Source organism: Aquabacterium sp. J223 (assembly GCF_024666615.1).
GTDB lineage: Bacteria > Pseudomonadota > Gammaproteobacteria > Burkholderiales > Burkholderiaceae_C > J223.
The window spans coordinates 3,627,505-3,643,062 of sequence record NZ_CP088297.1; the positions used below are offsets into that span (position 1 = coordinate 3,627,505).

Genomic DNA, 15,558 nt, shown 5'->3' on the forward strand with positions numbered 1-15,558 from the left:
CCGCGCCGATGGCCGGCATCCACATCGCCGACATCGAGGCCGCCATCAACTGGTGGCGCGAGCGCTCGCCCTCGCCCGACGGCGTCAAGGCCGCGCCCGAGGTGCGGGCGCTGGCCGAGGTCTACGCCCTGATGGTCTATTACCACGAGGCGCTGTGCGACGAGGCCAGCATGCCGAAGAAGGCCAAGGACGCCTGGCTGGCCTGGTACGCCACCACGCCCGACGCGCCGTGCATCGCCATCTGCTCGACCAGCCAGGGCGACGACACCTGCAAGGGCTGCGGCCGCAGCTTCGAGGAGGTGCAGCACTGGCCGTCCTACAGCCCCGGCGAGAAGCGTGCGGTGTGGCACCGCATCGTGCGCGAGGGCACGGCCTGGCGCTTCAACCGCTACGCCGAGCGGGCGCAGAAGGCCTCCGGCGAGGACCACCCGGACCCGGCGAGCCTCAACCTCGCGCCAGCCGGCACCGGCGGACCGACGTGACGGTCCGCTTCATGGAGGACGCGCGGCGGTTGCTCGCGCTGGCCTGGCCCGTCTTCATCGGCCAGATCGCGGTGCTCGGCTTCGCCACGGTGGACACCGTGCTGCTGGCCCGCCATTCGGCGCTGGACCTGGCGGCGCTGGCGGTGGGTGCGTCGGCCTACGTCACCGTCTTCATCGGGCTGATGGGCATGGTGATGGCGGTGGGGCCGATCGCCGGCCAGTTCTTCGGCGGGCGCCGGTACGCCGACGCCGGCGAGCAGCTGCGCCAGGCGCTGCTGCTGGCGCTGGTGCTGGCGCTGCCGGCGGCGGCGCTGCTGGCCTTCCCGCAGCCCTTCCTCTGGCTGGCCAAGGCCGGGCCGGACGTGGCCGACCGGGTGCGCGGCTACCTGCTGGCGCTGGCGGTGGCGGTGCCCGCCGCCCTGCTCTTCACCGCCTTCCGCGGCTTCAACACCGCGGTGTCGCGGCCGAAGGCGGTGATGGCGCTGCAACTCGGCGGGCTGGCGCTGAAGGTGCCGCTGTCGGCGCTGCTGGTGTCGGGGGGGTCGCTGGGACCGCTGGACGTGCCGGCGCTCGGTGTCACGGGCTGCGGCGTGGCCACCGCCATCGTCATGTGGACGCAGCTGGCGGCGGCGGCGCTGCTGACGCGGCGCGACCGCTTCTACGAACCCTTCGCGCTGTGGTCGCGCGGCTGGCCGCGGCCGCAGCGGCACAGCCTGGGCGCCCAGCTGCGCCTGGGGGTGCCGATGGGCCTGGCGGTGCTGATCGAGGTCACCGGCTTCTCCTTCATGGCGCTGCTCATCTCGCGGCTGGCGCCGGACCAGGTGGCCGGCCACCAGATCGCCGCCAACCTCACCGCATTGCTGTTCATGATGCCGCTGTCGATGGCGCAGGCGGCCGGTGCGCTGGTGGCGCAGGCCCTGGGCGCCGGCGAGGTCGGCCGGGCGCAGGCGCTGGGCCGGCGGGCGCTGCGGCTGGCGCTCGGCATCGCGGCGGTGGCGGCGGCACTGCTGGCCCTGCTGCGCCAGCCCATCGCCGGCCTCTACACCGGCGACGCCGCGCTGGCGGCCAGCGTGGTGCCGCTGCTGGCCTGGGTGGCGGCCTTCCATGTCGCCGATGCGGCGCAGGCGGTGTCGTCGCAGGTGCTGCGCGCCTGGCGGGTGGCCACCGTGCCGGTGCTCATCTACGCGCTGTCGCTGTGGGGCGTCGGCCTGGGCGGCGGCTGGTGGCTGGGCCGTGGCGGCGCCGGTCCGGCGCTGGCCGGCGCGCCGGGTTTCTGGGCCGCCGGCGCCATGGCGCTGGTGCTGGCGGCCCTGGCGCTGGTGGCGCTGCTGCGGCACGTGGCGGCGCGGGCGCAGGCCCGGCAGGTCGCCGCGCCGGGCTGACCGCTCAGCCCGGCAGGCCGAGCACGAAGCAGCTGCCGCCGCCCTCGCGGGCTTCGCAGCGCACCTCGCCGCCATGGGCGCGGGCGATCTGGCGCACCAGCGACAGGCCCAGGCCCACGCCGCCGGCCTGCTCGGCATGGCCGGGCAGGCGGAAGAAGGGCTCGAAGATGCGCTCGCGCATGTCCTCGGGCACGCCGGGGCCGCGGTCGCAGACCCGGCATTCGACGACGGCGCCCCGGCGCGTCAGCGTCACCGCCAGCGCCTCGCCGCCGTAGCGGCGGCCGTTGTCGAGCAGGTTGCGCAGCGCGCGGCGCAGCAGGCGCTCGTCGCCGTCCAGCGGGGCCAGGCCGGGGTCGGCCTCGAGTTCGGCGCCGGCGCGGGCGGCCTCCTCCGCGGCGAGCGCGACCAGGTCCACCGGCGCGCGCGACAGCGGCTGCGCGGCGCTGTCGAGCCGGCTGGCGAGCAGCACCTCCTCGACCAGCGCGTCGAGCTCGGCGATGTTGGCCGCCACCTCGCTGCGCAGGCGCTGGCGGCCCTCGGCCGGCAGGACGTCGTCGTCGAGCAGCGCCAGCGCCATCTTCAGCCGCGCCAGCGGCGAGCGCAGCTCGTGGCTGGCGTTGGCGAGCAGCGAGCGGTGCGAGGCCAGCAGCTGCTCGATGCGGCCGGCGGCCCGGTTGAAGCTGCCGGCCAGCGCGGCCACCTCGTCGCGGCCGTCCACCGCCACCCGGTGTTTCAGGTCGCCGGCGCCGAAGGCCTCGACGCCGCGCTGCAGCCGCTCCAGCCGGCGGGTCAGCCGCCGCACCACCGGCCAGGCGCCGGCGGCGATGGCGATGAACAGCAGCACCAGCCCGACGGCGATGCCGGCACCGCCGGCCCTCCACCACCAGCCGGCCAGCAGGCCGGGCGGCGGTCCGGGCGGCCGGCCGTCGTCGGCGCGCGGGACCGGCCCGGCATCGCCCGGCCCGGGGCCCGGACCGAAGGCGCGCGGCTCGCGGTCGCGACGGGGCCACGGCCGGAAAAGCCACAGCGCCCGGCCGTCGCTCAACGCCACCCGCAGCGGCGCCCGGGCGCCGGGGCCGGCGTCGGCCTCGCGGCGGCTGTAGGCCTCCGAGGTGGCGATGCGCAGACCGCGCCGGTCGTCCAGCGCCAGCGGCAGGCGCAGCCGCTGCGCCCAGTCGAGCAGGGCGTCGCGCTGCTCGTCCAGCGGCGCGTCGGCCGGCGGCAGGCTGTTCTCGATCAGCGCCGCCCAGGCCTGTACCCGCTCGCTGGCGAACTGGCCCAGCCGCTCCCGCTCCTGGTCGAGCCGGTTCTGCGCCAGCCCGCCGGCGATCAGCGCGAACACGCCGAGCACGGCCACCACCGTGAGGTAGATGCGCAGGTACAGGGACTTCACGGCGCCGGCGTCATTCGTCTTGCTTCTTGGCGAAGAGGTAGCCGGCGCCGCGCACGGTGAGCACGCGGCGGGGGTTCTTCGGGTCGTCCTCGATGGCGGCGCGAATGCGCGAGACGTGCACGTCGATCGAGCGGTCGAAGGCCTCCTGCGGGTGGCCGCGCAGGGCGTCCATGATCTGGTCGCGGCTCATCACCCGGCCGGCGTGGCGGGCCAGCACCAGCAGCAGCTCGTACTGGTGCGCGGTGAGGTCGCAGTCGCGCTCGCCGACGCGCACGCTGCGCGCGCCGGTGTCGATCTCCAGCCGGCCGAAGCGCAGGCGCTCCGCCGGCGCGGCGTCGGCGGCCTCGGGCTGGGCCCGGCGCAGCAGCGAGCGCACGCGGGCCAGCAGCTCGCGCGGCTCGAAGGGCTTGGGCAGGTAGTCGTCGGCGCCCAGCTCGAGGCCGACCACGCGGTCGGTCGGCTCGCCGCGGGCGGTGAGCATGAGCAGCGGCAGCCGCCGCGTCCTCGGGTCGGCGCGCAGCGCCTGCGTCAGCGACAGGCCGTCGCCGTCGGGCAGCATGAGGTCGAGCACCAGCGCGTCGTAGCCGCCGCCCGCCAGCCGCTCGCGGCCGGCCTGCACCGTGCCGGCGACGTCGACCTCGAAGCCGGCGCCGCGCAGGTAGTCGCCCACCATGCCGGCCAGGCGGGCGTCGTCGTCGATGAGCAGCAGGCGGTGGTGGGTCATGCGGCAAGGATCGGCGTTGGCGGCGCAGCATACGGCGGCCCGCCGGGGGACCGGCGGGCCGGCGTGTTCAGCGCGGCGTGGCCGGCATGGCGCCGGTGGCGGGGGCGCCCGGTGCGCGGTCGCGGCCATGGCGTTCGGCCATGCGCTCCTGGCGCTGCTTCATCCGCTGCACCAGCTGCTGGCGCTGCTCGGGCGTCAGCACCCGGCTGACCTCCAGCATGGCCTGGACCATGCGGCGCGAGGCGGCGTCGTGCTGCTGCAGCGTCTGCTGGCGCAGCGCTTCGGCGGCGTTGGCGTCGACCGTCGGCTGGGCGAACAGGTCGAGCGCCTGGCCGCGCAGCGCACGGCCGCTCTCGTGCTGGGCACGCAGGTCGCTGCGCGCGGCGTCGGCGATGCGGCGGATCTCGGTGCGCTGGGCGTCGGTGGCCTTCACGCTGTCGAGCATCCGGTCGAGCCCGCGGCCGCCCAGCCAGCCCATGCCGGGGCCGCCCGGGCCGCCATGGTGGCCATGATGGCCATGGCCGTGGTGGCCCATGCCGCGCTCCGCCGCGGGGGCGGGCGGGACCGGCTGCGCAAAGGCGGTGAGGGCCACGCTGCCGGCCATCGCCAGCACCAGGCCGGCGGCGAACAGGCGCAGCGGACGGCGCGCGGGGGTCCAGGCGGTGGGGTTGAGGGCGTTCATCGATCTCTCTCCTTCGGGTGGCGAGCCCAGTGGCAGGCTCGATGGAAGGAGCATCGCGGCCGGCGGTGAACCGGCCTTGCCGCCCAGGTAAAGAAGCGTGAACCCCGGCGGCGGCCGGCGGCTCGCGCGCCGGGCCTCAGCCGTCCGACGGCGGTTCGTCGTCGTTGGCCGCGCGCGGCAGCGCACCGCCCTGCTCCACCCGGTTGGCCAGCCCGCCGCGGTGGGTGGCCGCCTGCAGGGCCGCCTGGGCGGCGGCATGGCGCAGCAGCGCGTCGGGCTGGTCGCCGTCGCCGGGGCACAGCGCCACGCCGGCCACCGCCGCCACCGCCACCGGGTGGCCGGCCAGGCTGAACGGCCGGTGCAGCGCGGCCAGCAGCTTGTCGGCGACGCGGCGGGCATGGGCCGGCTCCTCCAGCGCCGACAGCAGCACCCCGAAGGCATCGGGGCCGAGCGCGGCGACCACGTCGCTGGCGCGCACGCCGGCGCGCAGCCGCACCGCGGCCTTGCGCCTGAGCACCTGCGCCGATTCACGGCCCAGCCGCTGCTCCGTGGTGGCGAAGCCCTCCAGCCGCAGCACCAGCAGCGCCATCGGCGCGGGTTCGCGCTGGCGCAGCGCCAGCAGCTGGCTCATGTGCTCGGCCAGCTGGGCCTGCGACGGCAGGCCGGTGGCCAGGTCGGTGGTCCAGGCCTTGCGCGCCTCGCGCTCCACCCGCTTGCGCTCCACCGCCAGGCGCAGCGAGCGCAGGCGCTCGGCGTCGTCGGCGTCGTCGGGCAGCAGGTCCTGCACGCCCTGCAGCAGCAGCGGCAGCGCCGCGTCGAGCTGCTGACGCCCCGGCGCCAGCAGCACGACCGCGGTGTCGAGCGCCGCGGCGCCGAGCCCGGGCCACGGCGCCGCCGGCAGCGGCGCCAGCAGCGCGTCGAAGCGGCGGGCGGCCAGTGCCTGCGTGGCCTGGGCCAGGTCGTCGCAGCGGGTCGCCTGCCAGCCGGCAGCGGCCAGCAGCGGCGCGCCCGGCGGGGTCACCTGCAGCAGTTGAAGCGGTTCGACGTCGGACATGAGTCCATTGTGCGACCCTGCGCTCACCACCCCCCGGCAGGGGACGGGCCGCCGAAGGCGACCAGATGCCCGGGGTGGCGGCGGTGGCCCAGGTCAGACCGTCTTGTGCACGAACGCCGCGCGGTCGACGTCGGTCATCCACACCGCGCTGTCGCCGGGCTGGCCGCTGGACACGCTGGCCACCACGCAGTCGTAGAGCCGCTCGGCCACCTCGTCGGACACCACCATCTCCACCCGCACCCGGGGCACGTGGTCGCGCAGCGCATCGCGGATGGACACCGCGCCACCGCTGACGGCGCCGACATAGCCTTCGGCGCGCAGCACCGTCATGCCCGGGAAGCCGGGCTGCGCCCGCAGCGCCGCATGCAGACCCGGCAGCCGCTGGGGCGCCATCACGGCCTTGATCTCCTTCATGTCGTCCTCGTCGATCGACGGCCTCAGGCCGTCTTGGGCTGGTCGTCGAACCAGCGGAAGATGGTGGGCAGCATCACCAGCGTGAGCAGCGTGCAGGTGATGAGGCCGCCGATGACCACGATGGCCAGCGGCCGCTGCACCTCCGAGCCGGGCCCGGTGGCGAACAGGAACGGGATGAGGCCCAGCATGGCCACGGTGGCGGTCATCATCACCGGCCGGAAGCGCAGCTTGGCGCCCTCCACCACCGCCTCGGCCACGTCCATGCCCTTGGCGCGCAGGTCGCGGATGTAGCTGATGAGCACCACGCCGTTGAGCACCGCGATGCCCCACAACGCGATGAAGCCCACGCTGGCCGGCACTGACAGGTACTCGCCGGAGACGAACAGCCCGACCACCCCGCCGATGGAGGCGAAGGGCAGCACCAGGATGATCAGCGAGGCCGTCTTCACCGAACGGAAGAGCAGGAACAGCAGGAAGAAGATGGCGCCCACCGTGATCGGCACGATGATGGACAGGTGGCCCAGCGCGCGTTCCATGTTCTGGAACTGGCCGCCCCACTCCAGCCGGTAGCCCTCCGGCAGCTTGACCTGCTGCGCCACCTTCTGCTGCAGCTCGGCGACGAAGCCGCCGAGGTCGCGGTCCGCGACGTTGATGCCCACCACGATGCGGCGCTTGGCCAGCTCGCGGCTGACCTGCGCCGGGCCCTCGGCCACCTCCACCCGGGCCACGCTGGACATCGGCAGCTGGGCGCCGTTGGGCGCGCTGATGATGAGCTTGCGGATGGACTCGATGTCGTCGCGGTAGTCCACCGGCAGCCGCACCACCGCCGAGAAGCGGCGCTCGCCTTCGTAGATCTCGGTCGCCGCCTTGCCGCCGATGGCCGTCTCGATGACGTTGTGCACGTCGCTGACGTTCAGGCCGTAGCGGGCGATGGCCTGGCGGTCGATCTCGATCTGCAGGTACTGCTGGCCCGCGATGCGTTCGACCTTCAGGTCCTGTGCGCCGCGCAGGCCCTTGGCCACGCGGGCGATGTCGTCGCCCAGCCGCTTCAACTGGCCCAGGTCGTCGCCAAAGATCTTCACCGCGATGTCGGCGCGCACGCCGGTCACCATCTCGTCGACCCGGTCGCTGATCGGCTGGGCCATGACGATGTTGACGCCGGGCAGCGACGTCAGCTTCTTGCGGATCTCGTCGGCGATGGTGTCCTGCGTCCAGCCGTCGGGCCAGTCGTCGCGGTCGGCCAGCGACACGATGGGCGTCGACTCGTTCTGCGCCTGCGGGTCGGCGGCGCTCTCGCCGCGGCCGACGCCGGACACCGCCGACTTCACGCCCGGCACCTGCATGACCAGCCTCATCGCCTCCATCTCCATGCGGATGGATTCCTCCAGCGAGATGTTGGGCACCCGGTCGATGGCCGGCACCACCGAGCCCTCCTTCATCTCCGGGATGAAGGAGCTGCCGAGGAAGGGGATCAGCGCGCCGGCGCCGACCAGCATCACCAGCGAGGCCAGCACGGTCACGCCGGGCCGCGCGATGGCCCGGTGCAGCAGCGCGAGGTAGGGGCGCTTGAGCTTGCGCACCAGCCAGGTGTCGTGCGCCTCCTCGCTGTGGTGCTCGCCCTCGGGCGTGGCCTTGACCTTGAGCAGGTACGACGCCAGCACCGGCGACAGCGTCAGCGACAGCACCAGCGAGATGGCCAGCGCGATGGCGATGGTGTAGGCCAGCGGCGCGAACATCTTGCCTTCCATGCCCTGCAGCGTCATCAGCGGCAGGAACACCAGGATGATCACGCCGACGCCGAAGATCACCGGCGTGGCGACCTCCTTGACGGCCTCGAAGAGCACGCGGATGCGCGACTCCGACGCGGCGCCCGGCCGCGACAGGTGCGACACCGCGTTCTCCACCACCACCACCGAGCCGTCGACCATCAGGCCGATGGCGATGGCCAGGCCGCCGAGCGACATCAGGTTGGCCGACAGCCCGAGGTGGTTCATGGCCAGGAAGGTGACCAGCGGCGTCAGCACCAGCGTGCCCACCACCACCAGCGCCGAGCGGATGTCGCCGAGGAACAGCAGCAGCACGACGACGACGAAGATGACGCCCTCGATCAGCACCTTGACCACGGTGTTGACCGCCGAGTCGACCAGCTCCGAGCGGTCGTAGTAGGGCACGATCTTCAGACCGTCGGGCAGCATGCCGCGCTCGTTGATCTCGGCCACCCGTTCCTTGACGCGGCCGACCACCTCCTTGGCGTTGCCGCCGCGCAGCATCATGACCACGCCGCCCACGCTCTCGGTGACGCCGTTCTTCACCACCGCGCCGACGCGCACCGCGGTGCCGATGCGCACCTCCGCCACGTCGCGGATGGTCACCGGCGTGCCCTGGAACTCCTTCAGCACGATGCGGCCGATGTCGTCGAGCGACTGCACCAGTCCGACGCCGCGGATCAGGTACTGCTCGGCGAAGTGCGGCAGCACGCCGCCGCCGGCGTTGGCGTTGTTGCGCGCCAGCGCCTCGAACACCTGGTGGATGGTCAGGCCGTAGTAGCGCAGCTTGTCGGGCGCCACCAGCACCTGGTACTGCTTCTCGTAGCCGCCCTGCGAGTTGATCTCCGCGATGCCGGGGATGGAGCGCAGCAGCGGCCGCACCACCCAGTCCTGCGCGGTGCGGCGCTCGGTCAGCTCGTCGATGGAGAGCTGCCGGTCGGCGTCGTCGGGCCGCTCCAGCGTGTACTGGTAGATCTCGCCGAGGCCGGTGGACACCGGCCCCAGCACCGGCGAGATGCCCACCGGCAGCCGGCCGGCGATCTCGATCAGCCGCTCCATCACCAGCTGGCGGGCGAAGTAGACGTCGGTGGCGTCGGTGAACACCAGCGTGATCAGCGACAGCCCCGGCCGGTTGAGCGAGCGCATCTCCTCCAGGCCCGGCAGGCCGGTCATGGCGATCTCGATCGGCACGGTGGCGAAGCGCTCCACCTCCTCCGGGCTGCGGCCAGGCGCCTCGGTGGCGATCTGCACCTGCACGTTGGTGACGTCGGGGAAGGCGTCGAGCGACAGCTTGCGCGCGGCGTCCAGCCCGAAGGCCAGCAGGATCACCGAGAAGACGACGACGATCAGGCGCTGCGCCAGCGCCCCGCGGATGAGCGACTCGATCATGATGCGCCGCCCAGTTCGGCGCGCTTGCGCTCGTTGTTGAGGTGGAAGCCACCCTCGATGACGATGGTCTCGCCGCCGACCAGGCCGGAGCGCACGGCGCGCAGGCCGTTGACCTCGTCGCCCAGCTTCACCGGCGTCAGCCGCCAGGGCCCCTTGTCGGTCTTGACGAAGACGTGGTCGACGTTCTCCTCACGCACCACCGCGCTGGACGGCACGACCAGGCGCTCCACCGGCAGCGGCTCGATCGCCATGTTCGCCAGCATCGCCGGCCGCAGCTGCCGCTTCGGGTTGGCCACCTCGGTGCGCACGGTGACCGTGCGCGTCTCGGGGTTGACGATGTCGGCCACCCAGACCAGGTGGCCTTCGATGGCGTCGATGCCCTGCGCGGCCACCTCGACCTTCACCGGCTGGCCGACGCGCACGCGGCCGATCTCGCTTTCCGGCACCTGCGCCACCACCCACACCCGCGACAGGTCGGCGACGGTGAACAGCATCTCCGCCGGCTGCACCACCTGGCCGCGGTTGACCCGCCGCTCGACCAGCACGCCGTTGACGGTGGACACGATGGAGGAGGTGGAGTTGATGGCACCGCTGGCGGTGGTCTGCGCGATCGCCTTGGGCGAGACGCCCATCACGCGCAGCTGGTCGGTGGCGGCCCGCTCCTCGACCTGCGCGACGGCCAGCTCGTTCTCGCGCCGCTGCAGTTCGGCGCTGCCGATGACGTCGGCGGCCAGCAGGGTGCGGGCGCGCTCCACCGCCTTGCCGGCCAGGTCGCGCTGCGCCCTCGCCTTCAGCAGCGCCAGCTGCGCCGTGGCCAGCTCCGCGCTGTGCAGTTGCGCCAGCACCTCGCCGGCCTGCACCGACTGGCCCGGCAGCGCGTAGAGCTCGGTCACCCGGCCGGTGACCGCCGCGCCGATGCGTGCCACCGACTGCTCGTCGAAGTCGACCCGGCCGACCACCTGCAGCGGCTCGCTCACCGGCACGCGGGCGACGACGCCGGTCTTCAGGCGCTGGGCCAGCGAATCCGGCGGCGTCACGAGGCGGGGGTCGGTCGGCGCCGCGGCGGCGGCGGGCTTGTTCGCTTCGGCCTCGCTGCCGCAGCCGGCGACCAGACCGGCGGCGGCCAGGGCGGCGGTCAGCAGCAGGACACGCGCTGCGGCGATGGGGCGGTGTGACGACATGGCGGTCCTTCGGGTGGTGTGTGGGGCAACGGTCATGGCGCTCATGGCAGCTCCGCGCCCAGTCGGCCCAGCTCGACCAGCGCGGCGCGCAGGTCGTAGCGGGCGGTGTTCAGGTCGTTGCGCGCCAGGCGGAAGGCGCGCTGCGTGTCCAGCCATTCGAGGATGCCGCGCTCGCCGGCGCGGTAGGCGGCCTCGGCCACCCGCATCGCGTCGGCGGCCTGGCGCAGCACGCCGCCCTCCAGCGCGGCGACCTGGCCGGCGGCCAGTTCGTACTGCTGCCAGGCGATCTCCAGCTGCTGGCCGATCTGCAGCTCACGGTCGGCCAGGCTGCTGCGCAGGCGCATCAGCTCGGCCTCGGCCTCGGCGATCGGGCCGACCCGGCGGTCGAACAGCGGCACGTTGACGACCACGCCGACCCGGTTGATGCGCACGTCGGGCTCCTGCTCGGAGGTGCCGCGCAAGGCGAAGGCCGGCAGGCGGCGCTGGCGCTCCAGCGCCAGGCGGGCCTCGGCGGTCTGCAGCTCGGCGCGGGCCAGCCGCAGCTCGGGGTGGCGCTGCAGCACCGAGACGCGCAGCGCTTCCAGCGACGCCGGCGGCGCGCCCGGCGGGTCCTCGATGCTGCCGACGAGGCGGAAGTCGGTCGGCAGCGTGGGGCCGACCAGCCGGCGCAGTTCGTTGCGCGCCTGCTGCACGCGCAGCACGGCCGCCTGCACGGCGCGCTGGGCGTTCAGGCGCTCGGTGTCGGCGCGGATCAGCTCGAAGCGCGGCGCCTCGCCGGTGTCCACCCGCACCGCCACCCGGTTGCGGATCTGCTCGGCCAGCGCCAGGTCCTCGCGCGCGTTGCGCGCATCGGCCGCCGCGCGCAGCAGCGCGTAGTAGCGCAGCTGCAGGTCGGTCAGCAGGTCCAGCGAGAAGCTGCCCGCGGCGGCACGCGAGCCCTCCAGCGACGACTCGGCGACGTTGCGCCGCGCCTCGCGCAGCGCCGGCCGCTCGATCGGCTGCGTGATCGACAGGCTCTGCCCGTTGCCCCCCGCGGCGGCCGGCAGCCGCGCGCGCTGGCGGCCGGTCATCACCTCGATGTCGGGGTTGGGGTAGGCGCCGGCGGTGATGAGGCCGGCCTGCGCCGCGGTGATGCGGGCACGGGCCGCGGCGAGCGCGGGATTGGCCTCCCGCGCCAGGGCGAGCAGGTCGTCGAGCCGGTAGGCCTGGCCGGAGGGCAGGTTGAGCTGGGGCACGACCAGTTCGGGCACCGGACCGAGCGGCGCCGGCGCCGGCATGGCCGGCAGCGGCGGCACCGGGTCGGCCGGCTGGGCCAGGGCGCCGACGGGCAGGAGCAGCGCGGCGACCAGGGCACAGGCCGACCAGGGAAAACGGGACGAACGGCAGGAGCGCATGGGGGGGCGGGACAAGGTTGGGCCGGAGCCCTGCACGCTTCACGCCACGACCTGCCGAGGGGGCAGTCCGGTGCCGAGCGGTCGAAGGGGCTACGGGCCGCGGCCGCCGCCCGAAGCCTGGGCTGTCGGGACGGCGGATCGTGACACGCACCGCCGCGCGGGTCACCAGACCGGCGCGGCGGGCAACACCGTCAACCCAGGGCGGGCGGGCGCAGCAGCCGCTGCGGCGGCGCGTTGGGATGGGCCGGGCCCGCGGCCAGCGGCCACGCCTGCGACGGGCGCCCGCCGGCGGCCAGGGCCAGCCCCGGCATGGGGCCGAACTCCGGCGCGTCCACCGTCGCCGCCTCCTTTGGAAGGGCCGGGGCCGGCGCCTCGCGCACCGCGCAGGCCGCGACCGTGGCGGTGGTGACCGAGGCGGCCTGGCTCCACGAGGGACGCGCCGCAGCGACGGCCGCCGTCGCGCTGGCCGGCTCCGCCGGCAGCAGCGTGCGGCCCGCCCGCGCGCTGCGCGTCGGGCAGTCCGAGGCGGACACCGCCCACGACAGCAGCGCCAGCAACAGCAGCAGCCCGAGCACCAGCCCCCGGTGGAGACCGGGCGGCAGGCGGCGGGCAGGGTTGGCGAAGGTCACGAAGGGAAGGGCTGGAGCGTTGCGGCGGGTGACGGAGCCGGCAACGCAACAACAAGTTCCACGGCAACCACGGGTTTTTACCACGTCGACCCCGACCCAGGGGCGCAGTCAACCCTTCGAGCGACCGGCCGCCGGCCGCACGCGACCGGTTCCGAGCCCGTCGCCACCCCGGTCGGTCCACCTCAGTCGACCCAGGTCACCGCCTGCTCGATCGGCGCGCGGTCGACCCGGAAGGCGTTCGCCGGGTGGTCGGTCTGCTCATGGCCGAACGAGATGCCGGCCACGACCTGGCGGTCGTCGGCGATGCCGAGCGACTGGCGCACGAAGGCCGAATCGACCGCCACCGCCGCCTGCGCCACCGCCGCCAGGCCGAGGTGCTGCGCCGCGAGCAGGAAGGTGGCGATGTAGCCGCCGCAGTCGATGGCGCCGTAGACCCCGAGGTCGCGGGCGGTCGAGACCACCGCCAGGTGCGGCGCGCCGAAGAAGCGGAAGTTCTCCAGGTTCTGCCGCTGCGCGCCGTCGCGGTCCTCGCGGCCGATGCCGAGGCTTGCATAGAGCCCGAAGCCGCAGGCGCGGCGCCGGTCCTGGTAGGCCCCGCGGTACGCCAGCGGGAACTCGAGGTCCGGCGCGGCCTCGGCCGGCGAGCGCCCGCGCTGCCGCGCCACGTAGTCGCGCCGCAGGGCGTCGAGCCGGTCGCCCGAGACCAGGTGCACGTGCCACGGCTGGGTGTTGCACCAGGACGCGGTGCGCTGCGCCAGCGACAGCAGCCGCTCGATGGTCGCGCGCGCAACCGGGTCGGGCCGGAACGCCCGGCAGGAATGGCGTTCGGCCAGCAAACGTTCGAGCACCTGTGCCTCCGTGTCGGTTGCGGCCGATTCTTGCCGAGCCGCGCCGACCCTGTCCGACCCGCCGGGCGGCGGGCCGGCCGGTCAGATCGTGACCTTGGCCTTGGCCACGATCTCGGCGAAGTACTTGGTGCTGCGGCGCATGTACTCGTCGAACTGCTCGGGCGTCGAGCCGGTGACGATGAGGCCGGCCTCCTTCAGCCGCGGCGCCAGCGCCTCCGACCGGATGACCTGGTTCACGTCGGTGACGATCTTGTTGACGATCTCGCGCGGCGTGCCCCGCGGCATGCCCAGGCCGGTGTTGCTGGAGAAGTCGAAGTCCGCGAACACCTCGCCGGCGGCGCCGATCTCCGGCGCGCTGGGGTCGCGTTTGGCCGACATCACCGCGATCGGCTTCAGCCGGCCGTTCTTGACGTGCGGCATGGTGCTGAACAGCGGGTCGATGATGAGGTTGACCCGGTTCTCGAACACGTCGCCGTAGGCGCCGCCCGCGCCCTTGTACGGGATGTGCGTCATCTCGATGCCGGTCAGCAGGTTGATCTGCTCGCCGGCCAGGTGCATGGAGCTGCCGGCACCGGCCGTGGCGTAGGTCAGCTTGCCCTTGTTGGCCTTGCCGTAGGCGATCAGCTCGGCCAGGTTGTTGACACCGAGCTTGGGCGAGGCCGCCAGCAGGATGTTGCCCAGCACCAGCAGCATGCCCGACAGGTCGCGCTGCGGGTCGAAGGGCATGTCCTTGCGCAGCGCCGGCTGGATGGCCAGCGAGCCCACCGCCAGGATGCCGAGGGTGTGGCCGTCGGGCGGCGACTTGGCCAGCACGTCGGTGCCGGTGATGGTGCCCGCACCGGGCTTGAACTCGACGACGATGGGGGTCTTCCACACCTTGCCGAGTTCGCTCTCGAGCAGCCGCGCGGTCATGTCGAGCGCGCCGCCCGGCACGTTGGGCACGATGATGCGCACGGGGCCCCGGGGCCAGTTGGCGGCGGCGCCACCCTGGGCCTGCGCGGCCAGCGGCACGCCGGCCGAGGCCGCCAGTCCGGCGGCATGGACCAGCAGGTCGCGTCGGTTGAGGGTCATTCAGGTCTCCTTCGCGCTCGGGTCAATTCGCCCGGCCCCCCAGTATTGGCGGCGGGGGCCGCGGCGTCGATTGACACATTCGACGACCGACGCGCGTTCAGCTTAGGACGCGGCCTCCGGCGGCAGCCCGCCGGCCCGTCACTGCAGGCGGATGTTCAGCCGCTTGATCAGCGGCTCGTACGCCGCCGCCCGCTGCTCGAACTGGCGCCGTGCGCCGGCGCCGTCGAGGAACTCCGCCTCCAGGTACAGGTCCTCGAGGATCTTGCGCACCTCGCGGTCGTCCACGGCCGCCCGCGTGGCGTCGGCCAGCCGCCGCACCGTCGACGCCGGCGTGCGCGCCGGCACCCAGTAGGTCAGGTAGTCCTTGGCCACCAGGTCGGGGAAGCCCTGCTCCACCACCGTCGGGATCTCCTTGCGGAACGGCGAGCGGGTCGCCGCCGACACCGCCAGCGCGCGGATGCTGCCGGCGTCGATCTGCTGCGCCGCCAGCGAGGTCAGCGGCATGATGGCGGCCTGGATCTGCTGGCCGACCAGCGCGGTGAGCTCCGGCGCGATGCCGGCGTAGTGCACCGGCTGCAGGCCATCGTCCGGCACGCCGGCCACCGACTTGTACAGCTCGAACAGGAAGTGCCCGCCGGAGCCGACCCCGGTGGTGCCGTAGTTCAAGGTGCGGGGATGGCGCAGCGCGTGCGCGGCCAGCTCCTTCAGGCTGTTCACCGGCAGGTCCTTGTGCACCAGGAACACCACCGGGTAGTTGGCATAGGAGGCCACCGGCGCGAACTCGCTGAGGAAGGGCGTGGTGATGCGCGGGTTCATCAGGTGGATGAAGCCCAGGCCCTGGCCGGCCGGCGCCAGGATGTCGTGACCGTCGGGTTTGGCGGTCAGCAGCGACTGCCAGGCCACCACCCCGTTGGCCCCCGGCCGGTTGACCACCACCACCGGCTGGCCCAGGCCGTCCCTGAACTTCTCCACCATCTTGCGGCCGACGATGTCCACCGCCCCGCCGGGCGGGAACGGCACCACCAGCTGCAGCGGGCGGTTGGGGAAGCCGTCCGGTGCCTGCGCCGCGGCGGGCAGGAGCGGCGCGGCCAGCGCCGAGGCGAGAAGGTGTCTGCGTTGCAAGGTCGTCTCCTGTCGTTGGGGTCGGCC

At 73.9% G+C, this 15,558-nt stretch carries 14 protein-coding genes; 2 read left to right on the forward strand and 12 right to left on the reverse strand.

Features of this window, described 5'->3' with window-relative positions; all coding sequences use genetic code 11:
* The first annotated feature begins 8 nt into the window (after positions 1-8).
* A complete protein-coding gene (locus LRS07_RS17175; RefSeq protein ID WP_260499163.1) occupies positions 9-482 on the forward strand; it encodes a DUF3717 domain-containing protein in 474 nt (157 codons plus the stop codon).
* Entirely contained in the window at positions 479-1,864 is a 1,386-nt protein-coding gene (locus LRS07_RS17180; RefSeq protein ID WP_260499164.1) for an MATE family efflux transporter, read from the forward strand. The genes LRS07_RS17175 and LRS07_RS17180 overlap by 4 nt, the downstream gene beginning before the upstream one ends.
* Before the next feature lie 4 nt (positions 1,865-1,868).
* On the opposite strand, the gene LRS07_RS17185 is transcribed toward LRS07_RS17180, so the two are convergent.
* The 12 genes from LRS07_RS17185 to LRS07_RS17240 form a co-directional block, all read right to left on the reverse strand.
* On the reverse strand, positions 1,869-3,257 hold the full coding sequence (locus tag LRS07_RS17185; protein ID WP_260499165.1) for a sensor histidine kinase: 1,389 nt from the start codon (positions 3,255-3,257) through the stop codon (positions 1,869-1,871).
* 10 nt (positions 3,258-3,267) lie between these two features.
* A complete protein-coding gene (locus LRS07_RS17190) occupies positions 3,268-3,981 on the reverse strand; it encodes a response regulator transcription factor (RefSeq protein ID WP_260499166.1) in 714 nt (237 codons plus the stop codon).
* A 67-nt stretch (positions 3,982-4,048) separates the two neighbouring features.
* Complete coding sequence (locus LRS07_RS17195) at positions 4,049-4,663, reverse strand: Spy/CpxP family protein refolding chaperone (protein ID WP_260499167.1); 615 nt, start codon at positions 4,661-4,663, stop codon at positions 4,049-4,051.
* 136 nt (positions 4,664-4,799) lie between these two features.
* Complete coding sequence (locus LRS07_RS17200; RefSeq protein WP_260499168.1) at positions 4,800-5,717, reverse strand: GGDEF domain-containing protein; 918 nt, start codon at positions 5,715-5,717, stop codon at positions 4,800-4,802.
* Positions 5,718-5,810: 93 nt separating this feature from the next.
* On the reverse strand, positions 5,811-6,131 hold the full coding sequence (locus LRS07_RS17205; protein WP_260499169.1) for a P-II family nitrogen regulator: 321 nt from the start codon (positions 6,129-6,131) through the stop codon (positions 5,811-5,813).
* Positions 6,132-6,154: 23 nt separating this feature from the next.
* Positions 6,155-9,286, reverse strand: a complete 3,132-nt coding sequence (locus tag LRS07_RS17210; RefSeq protein ID WP_260499170.1) for an efflux RND transporter permease subunit — start codon at positions 9,284-9,286, stop codon at positions 6,155-6,157.
* On the reverse strand, positions 9,283-10,467 hold the full coding sequence (locus tag LRS07_RS17215) for an efflux RND transporter periplasmic adaptor subunit (RefSeq protein ID WP_260499171.1): 1,185 nt from the start codon (positions 10,465-10,467) through the stop codon (positions 9,283-9,285). The genes LRS07_RS17210 and LRS07_RS17215 overlap by 4 nt, the downstream gene beginning before the upstream one ends.
* Before the next feature lie 41 nt (positions 10,468-10,508).
* Positions 10,509-11,861 carry a TolC family protein gene (locus LRS07_RS17220; protein WP_260499172.1) on the reverse strand — a complete coding sequence of 451 codons (1,353 nt, stop codon included), beginning with the start codon at positions 11,859-11,861 and terminating at the stop codon, positions 10,509-10,511.
* Between the two features lie 191 nt (positions 11,862-12,052).
* Positions 12,053-12,490 carry a hypothetical protein gene (locus LRS07_RS17225; protein ID WP_260499173.1) on the reverse strand — a complete coding sequence of 146 codons (438 nt, stop codon included), beginning with the start codon at positions 12,488-12,490 and terminating at the stop codon, positions 12,053-12,055.
* A gap of 182 nt (positions 12,491-12,672) precedes the next feature.
* Positions 12,673-13,338, reverse strand: a complete 666-nt coding sequence (locus tag LRS07_RS17230) for a nitroreductase (RefSeq protein ID WP_260499174.1) — start codon at positions 13,336-13,338, stop codon at positions 12,673-12,675.
* An 81-nt stretch (positions 13,339-13,419) separates the two neighbouring features.
* On the reverse strand, positions 13,420-14,409 hold the full coding sequence (locus LRS07_RS17235; RefSeq protein ID WP_260499175.1) for a Bug family tripartite tricarboxylate transporter substrate binding protein: 990 nt from the start codon (positions 14,407-14,409) through the stop codon (positions 13,420-13,422).
* Positions 14,410-14,547: 138 nt separating this feature from the next.
* Positions 14,548-15,531 (reverse strand): Bug family tripartite tricarboxylate transporter substrate binding protein, encoded by a 984-nt coding sequence (locus LRS07_RS17240; protein ID WP_260499176.1) that lies wholly within the window; start codon positions 15,529-15,531, stop codon positions 14,548-14,550.
* Positions 15,532-15,558: the final 27 nt, after the last annotated feature.

What these genes read in the sequence shown, in the direction of transcription:
- LRS07_RS17175 (WP_260499163.1), top strand. Translation starts at nt 9, where the DNA reads ATGGCCGGCATCCACATCGCCGACATCGAGGCCGCCATCAACTGGTGG.
- LRS07_RS17190 (WP_260499166.1), bottom strand. Translation starts at nt 3,981, where the DNA reads ATGACCCACCACCGCCTGCTGCTCATCGACGACGACGCCCGCCTGGCC.
- LRS07_RS17195 (WP_260499167.1), bottom strand. Translation starts at nt 4,663, where the DNA reads ATGAACGCCCTCAACCCCACCGCCTGGACCCCCGCGCGCCGTCCGCTG.
- LRS07_RS17200 (WP_260499168.1), bottom strand. Translation starts at nt 5,717, where the DNA reads ATGTCCGACGTCGAACCGCTTCAACTGCTGCAGGTGACCCCGCCGGGC.
- LRS07_RS17205 (WP_260499169.1), bottom strand. Translation starts at nt 6,131, where the DNA reads ATGAAGGAGATCAAGGCCGTGATGGCGCCCCAGCGGCTGCCGGGTCTG.
- LRS07_RS17210 (WP_260499170.1), bottom strand. Translation starts at nt 9,286, where the DNA reads ATGATCGAGTCGCTCATCCGCGGGGCGCTGGCGCAGCGCCTGATCGTC.
- LRS07_RS17215 (WP_260499171.1), bottom strand. Translation starts at nt 10,467, where the DNA reads ATGTCGTCACACCGCCCCATCGCCGCAGCGCGTGTCCTGCTGCTGACC.
- LRS07_RS17220 (WP_260499172.1), bottom strand. Translation starts at nt 11,861, where the DNA reads ATGCGCTCCTGCCGTTCGTCCCGTTTTCCCTGGTCGGCCTGTGCCCTG.
- LRS07_RS17235 (WP_260499175.1), bottom strand. Translation starts at nt 14,409, where the DNA reads ATGACCCTCAACCGACGCGACCTGCTGGTCCATGCCGCCGGACTGGCG.